Annotated in this window: 16 protein-coding genes; 9 read left to right on the top strand and 7 right to left on the bottom strand. The window is 68.6% G+C overall.

The genetic code is table 11. The annotated features are described in order from the left end of the window. Positions 1-3: 3 nt before the first annotated feature. Positions 4-1,491, top strand: coding sequence for a restriction endonuclease subunit S (locus BLU09_RS15385; RefSeq protein ID WP_167371087.1), 1,488 nt, complete (start codon positions 4-6; stop codon positions 1,489-1,491). 2 nt (positions 1,492-1,493) lie between these two features. Continuing rightward, a complete protein-coding gene (locus BLU09_RS15380; RefSeq protein ID WP_090490286.1) occupies positions 1,494-2,411 on the top strand; it encodes a restriction endonuclease in 918 nt (305 codons plus the stop codon). A 16-nt stretch (positions 2,412-2,427) separates the two neighbouring features. Here the strand turns inward: BLU09_RS15380 and BLU09_RS15375 are convergent, their stop codons facing one another. Beyond that, positions 2,428-3,066: a ribonuclease HI family protein gene (locus tag BLU09_RS15375; RefSeq protein ID WP_090490449.1), complete on the bottom strand. Its 639-nt coding sequence runs from the start codon at positions 3,064-3,066 to the stop codon at positions 2,428-2,430. Between the two features lie 18 nt (positions 3,067-3,084). Continuing rightward, positions 3,085-3,816, bottom strand: a complete 732-nt coding sequence (locus BLU09_RS15370; protein ID WP_011555679.1) for a zinc ribbon domain-containing protein — start codon at positions 3,814-3,816, stop codon at positions 3,085-3,087. Positions 3,817-3,922: 106 nt separating this feature from the next. Here BLU09_RS15370 and BLU09_RS15365 point away from each other — a divergent pair, with 106 nt between their 5' ends. Then, on the top strand, positions 3,923-4,747 hold the full coding sequence (locus BLU09_RS15365) for a cupredoxin domain-containing protein (protein WP_090490448.1): 825 nt from the start codon (positions 3,923-3,925) through the stop codon (positions 4,745-4,747). 142 nt (positions 4,748-4,889) lie between these two features. Beyond that, a complete protein-coding gene (locus BLU09_RS38755; RefSeq protein WP_163884686.1) occupies positions 4,890-5,057 on the top strand; it encodes a hypothetical protein in 168 nt (55 codons plus the stop codon). Positions 5,058-5,143: 86 nt separating this feature from the next. On the opposite strand, the gene BLU09_RS15360 is transcribed toward BLU09_RS38755, so the two are convergent. Next, entirely contained in the window at positions 5,144-5,437 is a 294-nt protein-coding gene (locus BLU09_RS15360) for a TIGR02300 family protein (RefSeq protein ID WP_090490285.1), read from the bottom strand. Positions 5,438-5,585: 148 nt separating this feature from the next. On the opposite strand from BLU09_RS15360, the gene BLU09_RS39890 reads away from it, so the two are divergent. Beyond that, positions 5,586-7,331 carry an AgmX/PglI C-terminal domain-containing protein gene (locus BLU09_RS39890; protein ID WP_090490284.1) on the top strand — a complete coding sequence of 582 codons (1,746 nt, stop codon included), beginning with the start codon at positions 5,586-5,588 and terminating at the stop codon, positions 7,329-7,331. A 4-nt stretch (positions 7,332-7,335) separates the two neighbouring features. On the opposite strand, the gene BLU09_RS15350 is transcribed toward BLU09_RS39890, so the two are convergent. Genes BLU09_RS15350 through BLU09_RS15340 form a run of 3 tightly spaced genes read right to left on the bottom strand, consistent with a single transcriptional unit; the run spans position 7,336 to position 10,131 of the window. Further along, complete coding sequence (locus BLU09_RS15350) at positions 7,336-7,581, bottom strand: DUF3006 domain-containing protein (RefSeq protein WP_090490283.1); 246 nt, start codon at positions 7,579-7,581, stop codon at positions 7,336-7,338. Between the two features lie 13 nt (positions 7,582-7,594). Continuing rightward, positions 7,595-8,938 carry a ComEC/Rec2 family competence protein gene (locus BLU09_RS15345; RefSeq protein ID WP_090490282.1) on the bottom strand — a complete coding sequence of 448 codons (1,344 nt, stop codon included), beginning with the start codon at positions 8,936-8,938 and terminating at the stop codon, positions 7,595-7,597. Continuing rightward, positions 8,935-10,131, bottom strand: coding sequence for a ComEC/Rec2 family competence protein (locus tag BLU09_RS15340; protein WP_090490281.1), 1,197 nt, complete (start codon positions 10,129-10,131; stop codon positions 8,935-8,937). Before BLU09_RS15340 ends, BLU09_RS15345 begins: the two co-directional genes overlap by 4 nt. Positions 10,132-10,244: 113 nt before the next feature. Here BLU09_RS15340 and deoC point away from each other — a divergent pair, with 113 nt between their 5' ends. The 4 genes from deoC to BLU09_RS15320 all read left to right on the top strand — a co-directional run bounded on the left by deoC (position 10,245) and on the right by BLU09_RS15320 (position 13,973). After that, positions 10,245-11,066 (top strand): deoxyribose-phosphate aldolase, encoded by an 822-nt coding sequence (gene deoC, locus BLU09_RS15335; RefSeq protein WP_090490280.1) that lies wholly within the window; start codon positions 10,245-10,247, stop codon positions 11,064-11,066. Between the two features lie 15 nt (positions 11,067-11,081). Continuing rightward, a complete protein-coding gene (locus BLU09_RS15330) occupies positions 11,082-11,474 on the top strand; it encodes a TraR/DksA family transcriptional regulator (RefSeq protein ID WP_090490279.1) in 393 nt (130 codons plus the stop codon). Positions 11,475-11,538: 64 nt separating this feature from the next. Next, positions 11,539-13,266 (top strand): phospho-sugar mutase, encoded by a 1,728-nt coding sequence (locus BLU09_RS15325; RefSeq protein ID WP_090490278.1) that lies wholly within the window; start codon positions 11,539-11,541, stop codon positions 13,264-13,266. Between the two features lie 65 nt (positions 13,267-13,331). Then, on the top strand, positions 13,332-13,973 hold the full coding sequence (locus BLU09_RS15320) for a hypothetical protein (protein ID WP_244171744.1): 642 nt from the start codon (positions 13,332-13,334) through the stop codon (positions 13,971-13,973). Here the strand turns inward: BLU09_RS15320 and BLU09_RS15315 are convergent, their stop codons facing one another. After that, positions 13,974-15,143: a sensor histidine kinase gene (locus BLU09_RS15315; RefSeq protein ID WP_090490276.1), complete on the bottom strand. Its 1,170-nt coding sequence runs from the start codon at positions 15,141-15,143 to the stop codon at positions 13,974-13,976. Between the last annotated feature and the right edge of the window lie 213 nt (positions 15,144-15,356).

Raw genomic sequence — 15,356 nt, 5'->3', positions numbered from 1 at the left:
TGGATGTGGGTTCCGTTCGATGATGTGGTGTCTATCGAGTCAAATCTTGTTGACCCTAGGGACTTTCCAGACGCCCCTCACATCGCGCCGAATCACATCGAGTCAAAGACAGGGCGACTGCTCCCTTATGTGACCGTAGCTGCAGACAAAGTGACCAGTCCCAAGCATCGGTTCCGTTCTGGTCAGATTTTGTATTCAAAGATTCGGCCTTACCTCGCTAAGGCCGTCCTTGCAGATTTCGAGGGACTTTGCAGCGCGGACATGTACCCATTGTCCACGTGGCTCGAATCTGGGTTCCTATTGCGATGGCTGCTGTCGGACGAATTCACCGCGAGGGTATCGCTTGAACAGGGGCGTACAGTCCTTCCCAAAGTGAACCAGACTGCTCTTGGCAAGATCAACGTTCCCGTACCTCCAAGGAACGAGCAGCGTCGCATTGTTGCCAAGCTCGAAGCCCTTCTGGCTCGTAGCCGCCGGGCGAAGGGTGCCCTGGATGTCGTTCCTTCGCTGCTGGAGCAGTTCCGGCAATCGGTGCTCGCAGCCGCGTTCAGAGGCGACCTGACACGGGATTGGCGAGAGAAGAACCCCGATGTGGAACCCGCCTCGAAGTTCCTGGAGCGGATCCGCACCGAGCGCCGTCACCGCTGGGAAGAGGCAGAACTGAAGCGGATGCAGGCCAAAGGCAAGGTGCCGAAAGACGAACAATGGAAAACGAAGTACGAGGCCCCGGCACAGATCGACGACAGCGGCTTGCAGGCGTTGCCCAGCGGTTGGGCCTGGGCTTCAATCGAGGAGGTTTGCCCGCTCGATGCACCCGTAGTCTACGGAATCATTCTCCCTGGTGATGATGTACAGGGCGGCGTTCCGTATATCCGGCCCGTAGACATGAACTCCGACGGGACGATCGACTTCACGTCCATGAAGAGAACATCATCGTCAATTGCGGCGCAGTACCAAAGGGCGAGCCTGCGAGGCGGTGACATCGTGCTTTCAATCGTGGGCACGATCGGCAAGGTGATTGTCGTACCGGACGAACTCGACGGCGGTAACATCACCCAGTCATCCGCACGGCTTCGGCCGCCTGAATGGCTATCAGGTGAGTACCTTCGCCTTGCACTTCTATCCTCTACTCTTAGAAGTCAGTATGACAAGTTCAGGTTCGGGAACGCGGTACAGCGCTTGAACATTGAGCACGTTCGCAGATTGGCCATCCCGATTGCGCCAGCGGAAGAGATGAAGTTCATAGTGACACGGGCAACCGCCGCTCTTGCTCGCGCAGAGCAGGTACAGATCGTCGAGCAGCGTCAACAGTTCGACAAGTTTGAGCAATCAATTCTTGCCAAGGCTTTCCGAGGGGAACTTGTGTCCCAGGACCCTACTGACGAACCGGCATCGGCACTAATCGATCGCATCCGCGCCCAACGAGAGATGGCCGAACAACAGCAGATGCCGGCCCGTTCGAAGCGGCGCCGCGAGACCACAGTTGCCTGACCATGACTATCCCTGACTTCCAGAGCGCGATGCTTCCGGTCCTCAGGCTCGCCCAGGATGGCAAGGACCACACGCTTCGCGAGGCTGTCGAGGCCATTGCGGTGGAGTTCAAGGTCACTGATGTAGAGCGCAATGAGATGCTCCCCAGTGGTCGCCAGCGGAAGCTCCACAACCGGGTGGGCTGGGCGAAGACCTATTTGCAGAAGGCAGGCCTTCTGGAGGCAAACGGGCGTGGGCGCTTCCGAATCACCCCTCGCGGTAGGGAGGCGCTGCAGGCCAGGCTGAGTCGCATCGATTTGAAGTTCCTGGCGCAATTCCCTGAGTACAACGCCTTCGTGGCACTCCGACACGATGCTGCTGATGTGGAGCCCTCCGTACCTCCGCTCTCGGCAACGTCAGAAACCCCAGAGGAGATTCTCGAAGACAGCTACCAAGAACTGCGGAAGCGCCTCGCGGATGAACTACTCGAACGCATCAAGGCTTGCGACCCCAGGTTCTTCGAGAAGCTGGTTGTCGACCTGCTTGTGGCCATGGGGTACGGCGGCTCCCGCACGGATGCAGGGCAGGCTGTTGGACAGAGTGGCGACGAGGGCATCGACGGCATCATCAAGGAGGACCGCCTAGGGCTGGATGTCGTCTACATCCAGGCGAAGCGATGGGCCAAAAACGTCGGCAGACCTGTGGTTCAGGAGTTCACAGGAAGCTTGGAAGGTCAGAGAGCGCGAAAGGGCGTGCTCATCACGACTTCCGACTTCAGCCGCGATGCGCGGGACTACGTGAAGCAGATCGAGAAGAAGATCGTCCTCATTAATGGCGTCGAGCTCGCCAAGCTGATGATTGATCACGGCGTCGGAGTCACGGAGGTCGTGACGTACACGGTGAAGAAGCTCGACCTCGATTACTTCGGTGACGAGGACTAACGCACGCCGTCGCGAGCTACAGCCGCTCGTCGATGGCGCGGTTGCTCATCTCATCCGCCTCGGCGTTCTGTGCGCGGGGGACGTGATGCAGCTTCACTTTCGTGAAGCCCTTGAGCAGCTTCCGCGCCTCTTCGTACAGCGGCTTGAGCGTCGGACTCTTCACCTGGTAGCGCCCGCCGAGCTGACGAATCAGCAGCTCGCTGTCCGCGAAGACTTCCACCTCGCGCGCGCCCAGCGACTGCGCATGCTTTAGTCCCAGCAGCAGGCCCATGTACTCCGCGCAGTTGTTGGTCTGATGCCCCAGGAACCGCCCGAGCCGGGCCACCACGTTGCCCTCGGGGTCCATCAGCACCGCGCCCGCGCCTGCAGGCCCAGGATTGCCCCGCGCCGCGCCATCTGAATAGACGCGCAGCCGCGGATGCGATTCGGAAGCGGGCGCCGCATCCACCGGCGGGCTCATGGCCCCAGCCGGCACCTGCGTGCTCGGAGCCGACGCAGCGGAGGCTGGCGACATCCCGCCGAGCCGCTGTGCGGCATCCTCAATGAGCTGCCCGAGGTGCTCTCGGGTGAGGCCTCGGAACGCACGTACCGTCCCTTGCAACGGCTCCTCACGCGCGATGTGGCGGAGGATGTCGATGATGGACGGCGCGGGCATGTCCACGAAGCCGTGCCGCTACTTCGACGCCGCCGGGGTTTCCTGCAGCGCTTCCACCGCGTAGATGATGCGGTTGCACGAAGGGCAGATGTCCGTGCCCAGCCCGGTGCGGAGCTGGTTGTAGAGCTGCGGGGGCACGTTCATGTTGCAGCCCTGGCAGGTGCCGGCGACCACGCCGACCATGGCGGGCAGCTTCTTCTTGCGCACCACCTCGTAGCGGCGCAGCAGGGTGGCATCCACGCTCGAGGCCACTTCGGCACGACGACCTTCCAGCCCCTTCACCTGCGACTCGGCCTCGCCCAGCTTGCCGCGCAGCTCCGTCATCCGGCCGGACAGGCCCTGCTGCTTCGTCGCGTAGTCGGCCTCCTTGCCTTTGATGGCCTCGCGAGCGCCGCCGAGCTGCTTCGTCAGCTCCGTCAGCTCCTCCGCCATCGTCAGATTGGCCTTCTTGGCGATGTCGATTTCACGGGCCAGGGCGGAGTACTCGCGAGTGGAACGCTGCTCGCTGAGCCGCGTCTCCCACTTCTTCACCTTGTCCTTCTCGTCCGTGATGTTCTGCTCGAGCTGGGCCTTCTGCTTCTCCATGTCGGAGACGCGTGCCCGTTCCGCCTCGATGGCGCTGCGGGCCACACCCAGTTCCCGCTCCAGCTCGGCAATCTGACGGGGGTGAACGTCCGCGGCCTTCCGGAGCGAGGCGACCTCGAGGTCTACGTTCTGCAGCTCCGCCAGCGCTTTCAATTTCTCCCGCAAAGTTGCTGCCTCCCACAGGGCCGCACCGTGTACGGCAACGGCCTCGTTCTTGTACCAACAAGGTTAATGAGGGTCCAACGTCCAAATGGGCCACGAGTCATCCCTCGTGGCCCTTGCTGCCATGCTGCATTTGAAACAGCTTCACGCACCCGTTAGACCGGAGCGCGTGCTTCGTCCATCCTTCGTCATCGTTCTCTGCGCGCTCACTCCTGCCTGCAAGGAGTCCGCGTCCCCACCGCCCGCCACCACCACTGCGCCGGCCATCGCGCCTGCCGCTACGAACACGAAGTGGGGTGTCATCGAGGGGCGCGTCCGTCTTGTCGGCACGCCCCCCGCACCTGCCCGCCAGCCCACCATCGGCACCGTCGTCTCCGTGTGTGGCGAGGAGACGGAGGAGCGCACGCTCGTGGTGGGAAGCGAGGGCGCGTTGGCCCACACCGTGGTTTCCCTTAGAGACGGCCACACGCTGCCCGCGTCCACGCGCGCCGCGCCGGAGCCCGTGCTGGACCAGAAGCAGTGTGTCTATGACCCGCCCGTGCTGGCCGCTCGCACTGGCAGCACCCTGGTGATCCGCAACTCGGACCCCTTGGTCCACAACGTTCGCGCCGCCTCCGGAACGAACCGCGCCTTCTTCAACGTGGCCATGCCGCTGGAGGGCATGTCGGTGAAGCGGCAGCTGCCCGCGGAGCCAGGCGAGGTCCCCATCCACTGCGACATCCATCCGTGGATGCGCGCGCGCGTGCGCACCTTCAACCATGGGTACTTCGCGACCAGCGGCGCGGACGGACGCTTCCAACTGGAGGTCCCCGAGGGCACCCACACCCTGGTCCTCTGGCACGAGCGGCTTCCAGAACAAGCCCGCACCGTGACGGTTCGCGCCGGCGAGCGCGTCCAGGTGGACGCGGAGTGGCCGGTGGCCGACCTGAAGTAGCCCGCCAGCCCGTACCCTTGAAGGATTCCGGCGCTCGACGTCTAAAAGGTTGAGAAGCCGCGAATCGATTGGCGTTTCCGTTCCGACAGAAAAATTGTTATGCGGGCGGCAGAAGCCACGACCGAGAAGAGGGGGCCGAGTCATGCAGCAGCAACCAAAGAAGCAAGCATTCCCGAGCAACGGCATGCGCGGCCTGGAGGCGCCCCGCAAGGCGGCGGTTCGGCCCATCGGCATGCAGGAGATGGGGCCGACCCTGTACGAGCAGCTCCGCCGCGCGCTGGTGGAGCTGACGCCCGCCTCGTCCAACTGAGGCCTGGCCGTCCGGGCGCGAACCCCCGGCCTGAAAAGCGAAGGGGCTCCCGGCTTGTGCCGTGGAGCCCCTCGTTGTTTGCGAACCTAGATTTCGTCCTCTTCGCTATCGCCTCCCGCCGCCTCGTCGTCGTCGAAGGAGTCCAGCTCCTCCTCGTCGTCTTCGCCGCGACCGGCGGGTTCCTCCGGTTCAATAGGCTCAATGACCTTCGGGGCAGCGGCGAGACGGCCACGCCTTCCCTCGGGCTGGGGCTTGAGCGCCGGGCTTTCCCGCTGATCCGCCCCACACTTCGGGCAGATCGGGTCCGGCTTCTTCATGTCGTAGAACTTCGTCTGGCACTTGAAGCAGACGTGTTTTGTTCCGAGGTCCTTCGCCGGCATTCGCCACCTTGTGTAAAAGGCGAGTGAAGACAGGGGGGAGGGCGGCTCAATAGTTGGGCCGCAAGACAGAGTCAACCTGTGGTTTGCGCCGGAGATTTCTAGCGGTAGCATCCCGCCCACGTTTTCCCCCGGAAGCTGGACACCCCTCTTGAACTTTACCTGCGACAATTGCCAGAAGCGGTATTCCATTGCGGACGAAAAGGTCCGCGGCAAGACGGTCAAGGTCCGCTGCAAGAACTGCCAGAACGTCATCACCGTCGAAGGGCCCGCCGAGGAAGAGAACACCCGCGTGGTGTCCCTCGCGGACGTGGAGCGCATCCGCGCCCAGGAGCGTTCCCTGGCGGAGCCCGAAGCGAGCGCCGCCCCGGCGGCCGTCATCAGCGCGCCCATCGCGGCCGCTCCGGTGGCGAAGGCGCCCGCGGCCGCGCTGCAGACGCCCTGGGACGATGAGCCCACGCGCGCCGCGCCCATGAAGGCCACGGGTTCGCCCTGGTTCGTCATGGTGCGCAACAAGCAGGAGGGCCCGCTGGACGAGGGCGCCCTCCGCGAGCTGGTGGCCACCAACACCGTGAATGGCCGCAGCTTCTTCTGGCAGCAGGGCATGGCGGACTGGAAGCGCGGTTCGGACATCCCCGAGCTGGCCGGCCTCTTCGAGCCGCCGCCCGTCGCAGAGCCACCCCCGCCGCCGCCCGCCATCGCCGCGCCGCCTCCGCCCGAGCCTGCACGCCCCTCGCGCGGCACGCCCGCGCGCCGGGAGCCGGAACCGCAGGACTTCATCCCGGAGCCCGAGCCCGAGCCGCGGCACGCCGAGTCCGAGCAGCCCTGGCCGGACGAGGAAGACGAAGCGCCGGACAACACGTATTACGGCGACCCCTTGCCGCGCGCGCAGCCGCAGCCTCAGCAGCAGGCCCAGGTGACCCGCCGCGCGCAGCAACCGCAGCCCCAGGCCGCCAGCGCCGCGCCGCTGGACGACGCGCTGTTCTCCGACCTGGACCTGCCGGGCAACCGCAACGGCGGTGACGGCGAGGAGCCCCAGGACGACGGCGGCGTGCCGTACCCCGACGACCCGCGGGCCGCGCTGGGCGGCGGCGAGGACGACGACGAAGGCAAGGCCGTGGAGGACACGCGCCACTTCGCCAAGAAGTCGGGTGTCACGCGCCGCAACCCCGCCTGGAAGTACGCCGTCTTCGCGTTGCTGCTGCTCATCGTCCCGCTGGGGCTGGCGTATGTCCTGTCGGAGACGCTGGGCGTGGTGCCGCTGCGCGTGCAGACGGTGGACGCCAGCGGCAACGCGGTGGAGCAGCCCATCTTCTCGTCGGAAGGCGTGGGCGCGCTGCGCGACAAGCTGATGGGCCGTGAGCCGCCGCCCGCGCCCCCCAAGCCGCCCGCAGAGGGCAAGCGCCCGGTGCCCCCCTCGGAGGGAAAGCGTCCCGCCTCCGCGCCCGGTGACACCGGCGCGGTTGCGGACCCGGAGGCCGCCGCGGCGCCGTCCAAGGGGGCGCTGGAGGCCGTCTACGTGGACCCGGACAAGAAGGACGTGGACCCGACGGTGCGCAGCGGCGAGGAAGTGGCCGCCGCGGACACCGAGGAAGTCGGCGGCCCGTCCGACGAAGAGGTGGAGCGCGTGCTGGCGAAGACGCAGCCCGCCTTCCGTGACTGCGTGGAGGCCGAGCTGCGGAAGAACCCGTCCTTCAAGGGCGGCAAGGTGACGCTGACGGCCACCGTGGGCAGCTCGGGCACGGTGAAGGCTGCCACGTTCGACCGCAAGGACCTGAACCGCAACAGCCCCGTGGGCACCTGCATCCGTGACCGCGCGAAGGGGATGGTCTTCTCCGCCTTCGCCGGCGAGGACGTGGACCTGGAGATTCCGCTGGTCCTCTCCAAGTCGATGTAGCCGCCTAGAGGTCGAAGCTCCCGGCCGGCGGCGGCTTCTTGCCGCGCGTCGCCTTCTCGCGGGCCCTGCGCACCTCCTCGCGCAGGGCCTCGGTGGCCTCAGCGTCCACCTCCAGGGTGTCGAGGTCGAGCACGTCTCCCTCCCGGATGCCCGCGGGCAGTTCGCTCAGGGGGCGCGTCAGCTCGCGGCCCTCCACCACCAGCACGGCGATGTCGTCTTCGATTCGGTCCAGCGTGGCCCGGGTCGTCATGGGGCGTGGCTCCTCAGGGGTTGCAGTCCCGGGCAGGCCGCCGTCCGCGCGAGGCCTCTTCCCGGCTGGAGAAGGTCACCAGGTTCGATGACTTGATCTTCACGACGTTGCGGCAGGTGGGCCTGTGGAACACGTCGCTGCGGACGCTGCCGACGTAGGTCCCCACCTTCACGGCGCCTGAGTCGGAGGTCCCGCTTCGCGAGCGCGAGCCCGCGCGAGAGGGGGGCGCCCCTTCGTCCGTCGGGTCGTCGAGGCTCAAGGTGTACATCTTCCCCGTGGGCTGCTTGCCCGAGCCGTCCCGGGTGCCGGAGCGGCCCGTCCCGCGCCGGGAGTCCCCCGTGAGCGCGGCGTCCCGGGGCATGGGCGTGCCCAGGCCCGGGTAGCTGTAGCGCGTGTCCTCCGGGACGCCCGCCGACAGGCGCTGCGGCGTGACGACGAGCGTCTTCCCGTCGCTCACCACCTGCACCTCGCCGTGAAGGTCGGTGCGGAACACCTGCGCGCCGGTGGTCTCCAACTGCTCGAGGATGGCCGGCGCGGGGGCGCCAATCAGGTTGCCTTCACCCGCGGAGATGACGGCGGCGCGAGGCCCCACGGCCGTCAGGAAGGCGGCGGTGGTGGGCCCTTCGGTGCCGTGCGCGGCCACCTTGAGCAGCGTGGCCTGCATGGGGGCGTTGCGCGCCAGCAGGTGGTCCACCGTCCGGGCATGCGCGTCCGCCATGAAGAGCACCGCGGTGTCCCCATAGGTGAGCCGGAGGATGACGGAGTTGGCCTCCAGCGCGGCCTCGGGCACGTCGAGCAGCGGCTCGGTGGGCGCGCGGGGCCACAGCACCGTGAGGGACACGCCCGCGCCCAGGGGCAGCCGCTGGAGCGCGTTGGGCGTGGCGGGGGAGGGGGACGGGGAGATGAACTCCACGCCCTGGCTGGCCACGGCGCCGAGCAGCGCGTCATAGGCCTTTGGCGTGGCGCCCAGCTGCGGCTCCAGCAGTTGCCTGGCGCCCACGCGCTTCAGCACCGGCTCCAGCGCGCCATGGTGGTCCGAATGCGGGTGGGTGAGCACCACCAGGTCCAGCCGCTGCGTGAGCAGCTCGGGCAGCCGGTTGACCAGGTGCTCCGCCGCGGAAGCGGGGCCCGTGTCCACCAGCGCGGTGTACCCGTCCGGCGACACGATGAGCGCGGCGTCGCCCTGGCCCACGTCGAAGAAGTAGACGTGGAGCTTCCCGTCCGGGGTGCCACCGAAGTAGCGCCGAGGGGGCTCCGCCGGTCGCGTGGCAACCGGCTGCGGGGGAGGTGGCGGCGATTCCTTGCAGGCGGCCAGTGCCAGCAGGACGGGGAGGAGGACGCGCGGGCGGAAGCTCATGGGTGGCAGTCCTCGGCGGGGCGGCGCTCGCGCATGGCTTCGGCGCGGCTCGAATAGGCGGTGCGGTCCGACTTGGAGCGCTTCAGGGTCCGGCAGCTCTCTTTGTGAAATACCTTGCTGCCCTTGAGGCTGAAGTATCGGGGCGCGTCCGTGTCGCGTTGCGTGGAGTCGGTGCCGGGGGCCTCCGCCGGGGCGGACGCGGCGCCGCGCCCACGGGGCGTGCTGGTCCGGCGCGTTCCCCGGGTGATGGGCCCGAGCGCGACCGAGCCGGGCTTCACGCCTCCGGGAACCAGCTCCGACGCCCCTGCGCGCTTCTCCGCGCGCAGGGAGACGACGTTGCCGTCGCTGGTCGCCACCACCTCGCCGTCCTGGTCGGTGCGGAACACGGTGGCCTTCACCGCGCGCAGCCGCTCCAGCACCGCGGAGGTGGGGTGGCCGTAGTCGTTCTTCGCGCCCACGGAGATGACGGCGGCTTGGGGCTTCACCGCGGCCAGGAAGTCCGCGGTGGACGAGTGCCGCCCGCCGTGGTGGGCCACCTTCAGCACGGTGGAGGCGAGGTCGATGGGCTTGCGCAGCAGCGTGGCCTCGGTGTCCGGCTCGGCGTCGCCGGTGAAGAGGAACGCCGTCTTGCCGTAGGTCAGCTTGGCGACGATGGAGTTGGAGTTCGGGTCCGAGCGGGTGCCCGTGAGGAAGGGGTCTTCCGGCACGCGAGGCCACAGCACGGTGAGCGCCGCGCCATCCCCCAGGCCAATGGTGACCAGGGAGCGCGGGTCCTGGGGGTTGGGAACGGGCGTCATCACCTGGCCCACTTCGTCGCCCACGACGTTGAGCAGGTCTCGGTACGCCTCGCTCGGGTGGTCGAACCCCGGGTCCATGAAGCGCCGGGCCCCCACCGAGCGCAGCGCGGTGGACATGCCTCCCAGGTGGTCCAGGTGGGGGTGCGTGAGGATGGCGAGGTCCAGCGGCTCCTTCACCAGCTCCCGCAGCCGCTGCTCCAGGCGGTGCCGCGCGTCGGGCGGGCCGCTGTCGATGAGCACCGTCTTGCCGGTGGGGGAGATGATGAGCGCGGCGTCCCCCTGTCCCACGTCGAAGAAATGCACCGTGAGTGGCTGGCCGGCCGATTGGGCCAGGGCCTGGCCCGGAACCGAGGCGAGGAGAAGGACGAGGAGTGCGAGCCACCGGACAAAAGACATCACGAGGCGGACTCTACCGCTCCGTCCCCCCACTGGCACCCAGGGGCTCCGATGATGCGCGCTTCTCCCGCGAGCGCTTCCCGAGGGCCTGGAAGTGGGCTAAGGGGCCGGGCATGTCCGACTCCGAAGACCTCTTCCATTTCGTCGAGGACATTGCCAACCAGGCGCGCCGCCGGCTCGAGGCGTGGAAGGAGGGGCAGACGCCCGGGGCCCGTGCTCCCGCCTCGGGCCCGTCCACCGCCCGGGTGGCCATGGAGACGGTGCGCTCCCACGCGGACCTGGCGCCGTACATCGACCACACGCTGCTCAAGCCCGAGGCTCGCGCCGAGGACGTGGTGAAGTTGGCCGAGGAGGCCCGCCAGTACGGCTTCGCCACCGTCTGCGTGAACAGCACGCACGTGGCCACCGCCGCGCGGGTGCTGGCCGGCACGTCCACAGTGCCCATCGCCGTGGTGGGCTTCCCGCTGGGCGCCTCGCTGCCGTCCGCCAAGGCCTTCGAGGCCCGGGAGTCCATCCGCGCCGGGGCGCGGGAAATCGACATGGTGCTGAACGTCGGCGCGCTCAAGGCGCACGACTACGCGCTGGTGCACCAGGACATCGCCGCCGTCGTGGAGGCCAGCCGGCCCGTGCCGGTGAAGGTCATCCTGGAGACGGCCCTGCTGACGGACGAGGAGAAGGTCATCGCCTGCTCGCTCTCCAAGGCCGCGGGCGCCGCCTTCGTGAAGACGTCCACGGGCTTCGGTCCGGGCGGGGCCACCGAGGCGGACGTGGCGCTGATGCGCCGGGTGGTGGGCGACACGGTGGGCGTGAAGGCGTCGGGCGGCATCCGCTCCGCCGAGGACGCGATGAAGATGCTGCGCGCGGGGGCCAACCGTCTGGGCGCGTCCGCGTCGGTGGCCATCGTCTCCGGGCAGACCTCCTCCTCGAAGTACTGACCCGGGGCGGACACCGTGAACGCGAAACAGCGAGACGAGCTCAAGGCGCTGCTGCTCGCGCTCCACTCGGAGCTGACGGAGAAGACGCCGTCGAGAATCGAGCCCAACCGCACCGATGACGCGCGCATCGGCGGCGACGAGGACGAGCAGCCGCTCAATGAGATGATGCAGGCCATCGCCTCCAACCGGAACCGGAACATGGATGGCGTGCTGGCCCGCGTGCTCAAGGCGCTGGGCAAGCTGCGCGACGACCCGGACGCGTTCGGTGAGTGCGAGGAGTGCGGCGACGAGATTCCGCTCGGGCGGCTGCGCGCCATGCCCTACGCGGAGTTCTGCGTGACGTGCCAGGGCAACAAGGACGGCCCCAAGGGCCGCGCCACCCGCAGCAAGCTGACCGACTACACCTGAACAACCGGCGTGCGAGCCCCGTGCCTCGCGCGCCCTCAACGGCTACACGAGGCTTCGAGGGCTCATGGACACCACCGGACTGAAGGAGCGGGCGGAGGCGTGGCGTCAGGCGGACCCGGACCCGTCCACCGCGGCGGAGCTGGCGACGTTGCTGGCGAAGGCGGACTGGGCCGAGCTGGAGGACCGCTTCTCGCAGGACCTGGAGTTCGGCACCGCGGGCCTGCGCGGCGTGCTGGGCGCCGGCCCCAACCGGATGAACCGCGCCGTCATCCGCCGCACCACCGCGGGCCTGGCGCGCTACCTCAAGGAGCAGGTGCCGGACGTCGCCGCCCGGGGCGTGGTGGTGGGCCGCGACGCGCGCAACCTGAGCGCGGAGCTGGCCGAGGACACCGCCGCGGTGCTCGCCGCTGAGGGCATCCCCGCCCATGTCTTCCCGGAGCCGGTGCCCACGCCGCTGGTGGCCTTCGCCGCGCTGCACCTCAACGCCGCCGCGGCCGTCATGGTGACGGCCAGCCACAACCCGCCCGAGTACAACGGCTACAAGGTCTATTGGGGCAATGGCGCGCAGATCATCCCGCCGCATGACACGGGCATCGCCTCCGCCATCGCCCGGGTGGAGCCCGCCAACCGCGTGCCGCTGCTGACGCTGGCCGATGCGCGCGCCAAGGGCCTGTGGCGGGATTTGCCCGCGGCCATCGGCGACGCCTACGTGCGCGCCATCCTGGGGCTGCGCGTGGTGGGCAAGGGCTCCGAGTCGCTGTCCATCGTCTACACCGCCATGCACGGCGTGGGCGGCGACTGGGCCGTGCGCGCCCTGCGCGAGGCGGGCTTCCCGCGCGTCACCCCCGTGGCCGAGCAGCAGCAGCCGGACGGCCGCTTCCCCACCGTGCGCTTCCCCAACCCGGAGGAGCCGGGCGCCATGGACCTGGCCACCGCCACCGCCGAGCGCGTGAAGGCGGACGTGGTGCTGGCCAATGACCCGGACGCGGACCGGCTGGCCGTCATGGCGCGCGACGCGGACGGGTCGCTGCGGCTGCTGACGGGCAACGAGGTGGGCGTGCTGCTGGGCCACTACGTCCTCACCCAGGGGTCGAAGCAGGGGAAGCCGCACGTCGTCACCACCATCGTCTCCTCGGCGCAGTTGGGAGACATCGCGCGTTCGCTGGGCGCCGCGTGTGACGAGGTGCTCACCGGCTTCAAGTGGATCGCCAACCGCGCGCTGGAGCGCGAGCAGGCCGAGAGCACCCGCTTCGTCTTCGGCTACGAGGAGGCGCTGGGCTACACCGTGGGCACGGTGACGCGGGACAAGGACGGCGTGGGCTCGGCGCTCGTCATGGCGGACCTGGCGGCGTGGTGCCAGGCGCGCGGCACCACGGTGCTGGGCTACCTGGAGGAGATTCAGCGCGCGCATGGCCTGTACGTGGGCGCGCAGCGCAACTTCACGTTCCCCGGCGCGGCGGGCGCGCAGGTCATCCGCGGCATCATGGACGCGTTCCGCGCCTCGCCTCCGAAGGACATTGGCGGTGACGCCGTCCGCGCGGTGAGTGACTACAAGAAGGGCGAGCGGGGCCTGCCTCCGTCCAACGTCGTCGCGCTCGAGTTGGAGAGCGGCGGCCGCGTCACGCTGCGCCCCTCTGGCACCGAGCCGAAAATCAAATACTACTTCGAGCTGAAGGAGACGCTCGCGGACGGTGAGCCCCTGGCTCAGGCCCGTGCGCGCGCCGAGTCCCGGCTGGCCCGCTTCATCGATGCTTTCCTCGGCCTCGCGCGTGAGCGCGGGCAGCCGGCATGAGTCTAGAGACGCAGCACCGCACCCACCGCCCGCCCTCCTCGGCGGCCCTCGCAGAAAGGTACCGTGTGAAGCGACTGCTCCCCGGAGTCCTCCTCGCTTGCTTCCTGGCCCTCCCGGCCACCGCGCTGGCGCAACGCGGTCAGGGTTGGTCTGTCCTCGCCGGTGAAACGCTGGGACGGGGCAACACCGCCTTCCATGGCCAGATTGGCTGGCCCGGCATCTCCCTGGGCCTGCTGCACGGTGGCTCGGAGCGCTTCGACATCGGCGGCAAGTTCAGCTTCAACTGGGGCCGCGAGGGCTGGGTCCGCTACACGGACCCGGGCATCAAGCTCCAGGCGTGGATGCGGTTGCAGCTCGTCAAGGAGCGCAACTTCTCGCTGGCGCTCACCTTCCAGCCGGGCCCGTTCTTCTACTTCAACCGGCATGACACCGACGTGGGCCTGGCGCTGCCCCTGGGCCTGGTGGTGGGCATCCCCGCCGGCAGCGCCGTCATGGTGAACCTGGGCCTGGACATCCCCTTCCACGTCTACTTCGGCGAGGGAATCGGCCCGGTGTTCCCCATCCTCGTGGGCGGCGGCCTGGAGTACTTCGTCAACCGCCAGCTGGGTGTCACCTTCAACGTCCGGCTGGGGCCCGCCGTCATCCCGGACATCGACGACACCGAGTTCACGCTGGAAGCGCTCTTCGGCGTCGCCTACCGCTTCTAGCTACCAGGACGACGTCTGCTCGGGCAGCTCCACCGTGAAGGTGCTGCCCAGGTTGACGCGGCTGTGAACCGTCACCGCGCCGCCCATGGCTTCCACCAGGGTGCGCGCGACGGTGAGGCCCAGCCCGGCGCCCTTCTCGGGCGCCTTCGTCGTGTAGTAGGGCTCGAAGACGGCCTGCAGCTCGTCCTCGAAGATGCCGATGCCCGTGTCCTTCACGTACAGGCGCGGGCCGAAGTCCCCGAAGATGTCCGGAAGCTCCACGCCCACATGGATGCGACGCGGGCGGTCCGTCACGTCCTCCACCGCGTCCACCGCGTTGGCCAGCAGCTCCACCAGCACCTGCTCCAGCTGACGGCGGTTGAAGACGACGGCGATGGCCTCGTCCGGCAGCTGCACCTTCACCTCGGCGGTGCCGAGGCGGCCGGCGTCACGCATCCGCTCCACCACCGCGGGGACGAGGTCGCGCAGGTCGAAGCGCTGGATGTCCTTCGGATTGGTGGTGCCCAGCGACAGCAGGTGCTGGCCGTGCAGGCGCATCTGCTCGCCGGCCACGCCCAGCTTCTTGAGCTCGTCTGCGTCCGGCGGCAGGCCCTGCAGCGCGCGCGTGCGAACGTGCTCCAGCGCCCGCTGGAGGCCTTCGCCCACGCGGCCCAGGTTCTGCGCCACGTCCGCGGCCAGCGTGCCCACGCGGGCCAGCCGCTCCATCTCCACCCAGCGGACGCGCGGGTCCTGCAGCGCTTCGGCGCGCTGGCCACCGCGCTCGCGGTGCGCCTTGAGCTCCAGCAGCGTGTGGATGCGGACCTTCAGCTCCAGCGGGTCCAGGGGCTCGGTGATGAGCAGGTCATCCACGCCCGCCTCGAGCACCTCGCGGCGCGTCTCCCGGTCCGCGCTGGGCGTCAGCATGAGCACGGGGAGGGCCGGGCTTCCCAGCGCGTCCTGAAGGCGCCGGTACGTCGCGAGGCCGTCCGTGCCAGGACGCTCCACGTCGAGCAGCACCAGGTCCGCGGACTGGTGGGCCGCCGCGGCCGCCGCAGCCGCCAGCCCGCTCGCGGTCAGCACGTCATAACCCGCCGGCGCGAGGATGGAGCACAGCCGCTCCATGCCGCCCGACTCCACGTCCACGGCCAGAACTCGGGGCCGATACGTCGCGGTCTCCGTCGTCTCCAGCATCACGCCACCCCTACATGGTGACCAGGTGAGCTTCACCCGGGTGTTCCAGGCCGTCCTACGGACCCCTCTCGCCCTGGATGGAGCTCCTCCGGGCACCTGCGTCCAGTCCGGTACGTGATCCGATACCGCGCTGTGTCTATGCGAGGCTCATGCCGCGCTTCGTCCTGGCGCGTCGGAGCCGCCCATTGCACCACCAACGGTGGAAGCCCTGTA

Source organism: Myxococcus virescens (assembly GCF_900101905.1).
In the GTDB taxonomy this organism is placed as follows: Bacteria; Myxococcota; Myxococcia; order Myxococcales; family Myxococcaceae; genus Myxococcus; species Myxococcus virescens.
Note: the sequence above shows the minus strand (reverse complement) of the source record. Positions and strands in the feature narration are given on the sequence as shown.

Bases quoted from the DNA above. Each gene is read 5' to 3' on its own strand.
- BLU09_RS15385 (WP_167371087.1), top strand. From the start codon at position 4: ATGTGGGTTCCGTTCGATGATGTGGTGTCTATCGAGTCAAATCTTGTT.
- BLU09_RS15380 (WP_090490286.1), top strand. From the start codon at position 1,494: ATGACTATCCCTGACTTCCAGAGCGCGATGCTTCCGGTCCTCAGGCTC.
- BLU09_RS15375 (WP_090490449.1), bottom strand. From the start codon at position 3,066: ATGCCCGCGCCGTCCATCATCGACATCCTCCGCCACATCGCGCGTGAG.
- BLU09_RS38755 (WP_163884686.1), top strand. From the start codon at position 4,890: ATGCAGCAGCAACCAAAGAAGCAAGCATTCCCGAGCAACGGCATGCGC.
- BLU09_RS15360 (WP_090490285.1), bottom strand. From the start codon at position 5,437: ATGCCGGCGAAGGACCTCGGAACAAAACACGTCTGCTTCAAGTGCCAG.
- BLU09_RS15350 (WP_090490283.1), bottom strand. From the start codon at position 7,581: ATGACGACCCGGGCCACGCTGGACCGAATCGAAGACGACATCGCCGTG.
- BLU09_RS15345 (WP_090490282.1), bottom strand. From the start codon at position 8,938: ATGAGCTTCCGCCCGCGCGTCCTCCTCCCCGTCCTGCTGGCACTGGCC.
- BLU09_RS15340 (WP_090490281.1), bottom strand. From the start codon at position 10,131: ATGTCTTTTGTCCGGTGGCTCGCACTCCTCGTCCTTCTCCTCGCCTCG.
- deoC (WP_090490280.1), top strand. From the start codon at position 10,245: ATGTCCGACTCCGAAGACCTCTTCCATTTCGTCGAGGACATTGCCAAC.
- BLU09_RS15325 (WP_090490278.1), top strand. From the start codon at position 11,539: ATGGACACCACCGGACTGAAGGAGCGGGCGGAGGCGTGGCGTCAGGCG.
- BLU09_RS15315 (WP_090490276.1), bottom strand. From the start codon at position 15,143: ATGCTGGAGACGACGGAGACCGCGACGTATCGGCCCCGAGTTCTGGCC.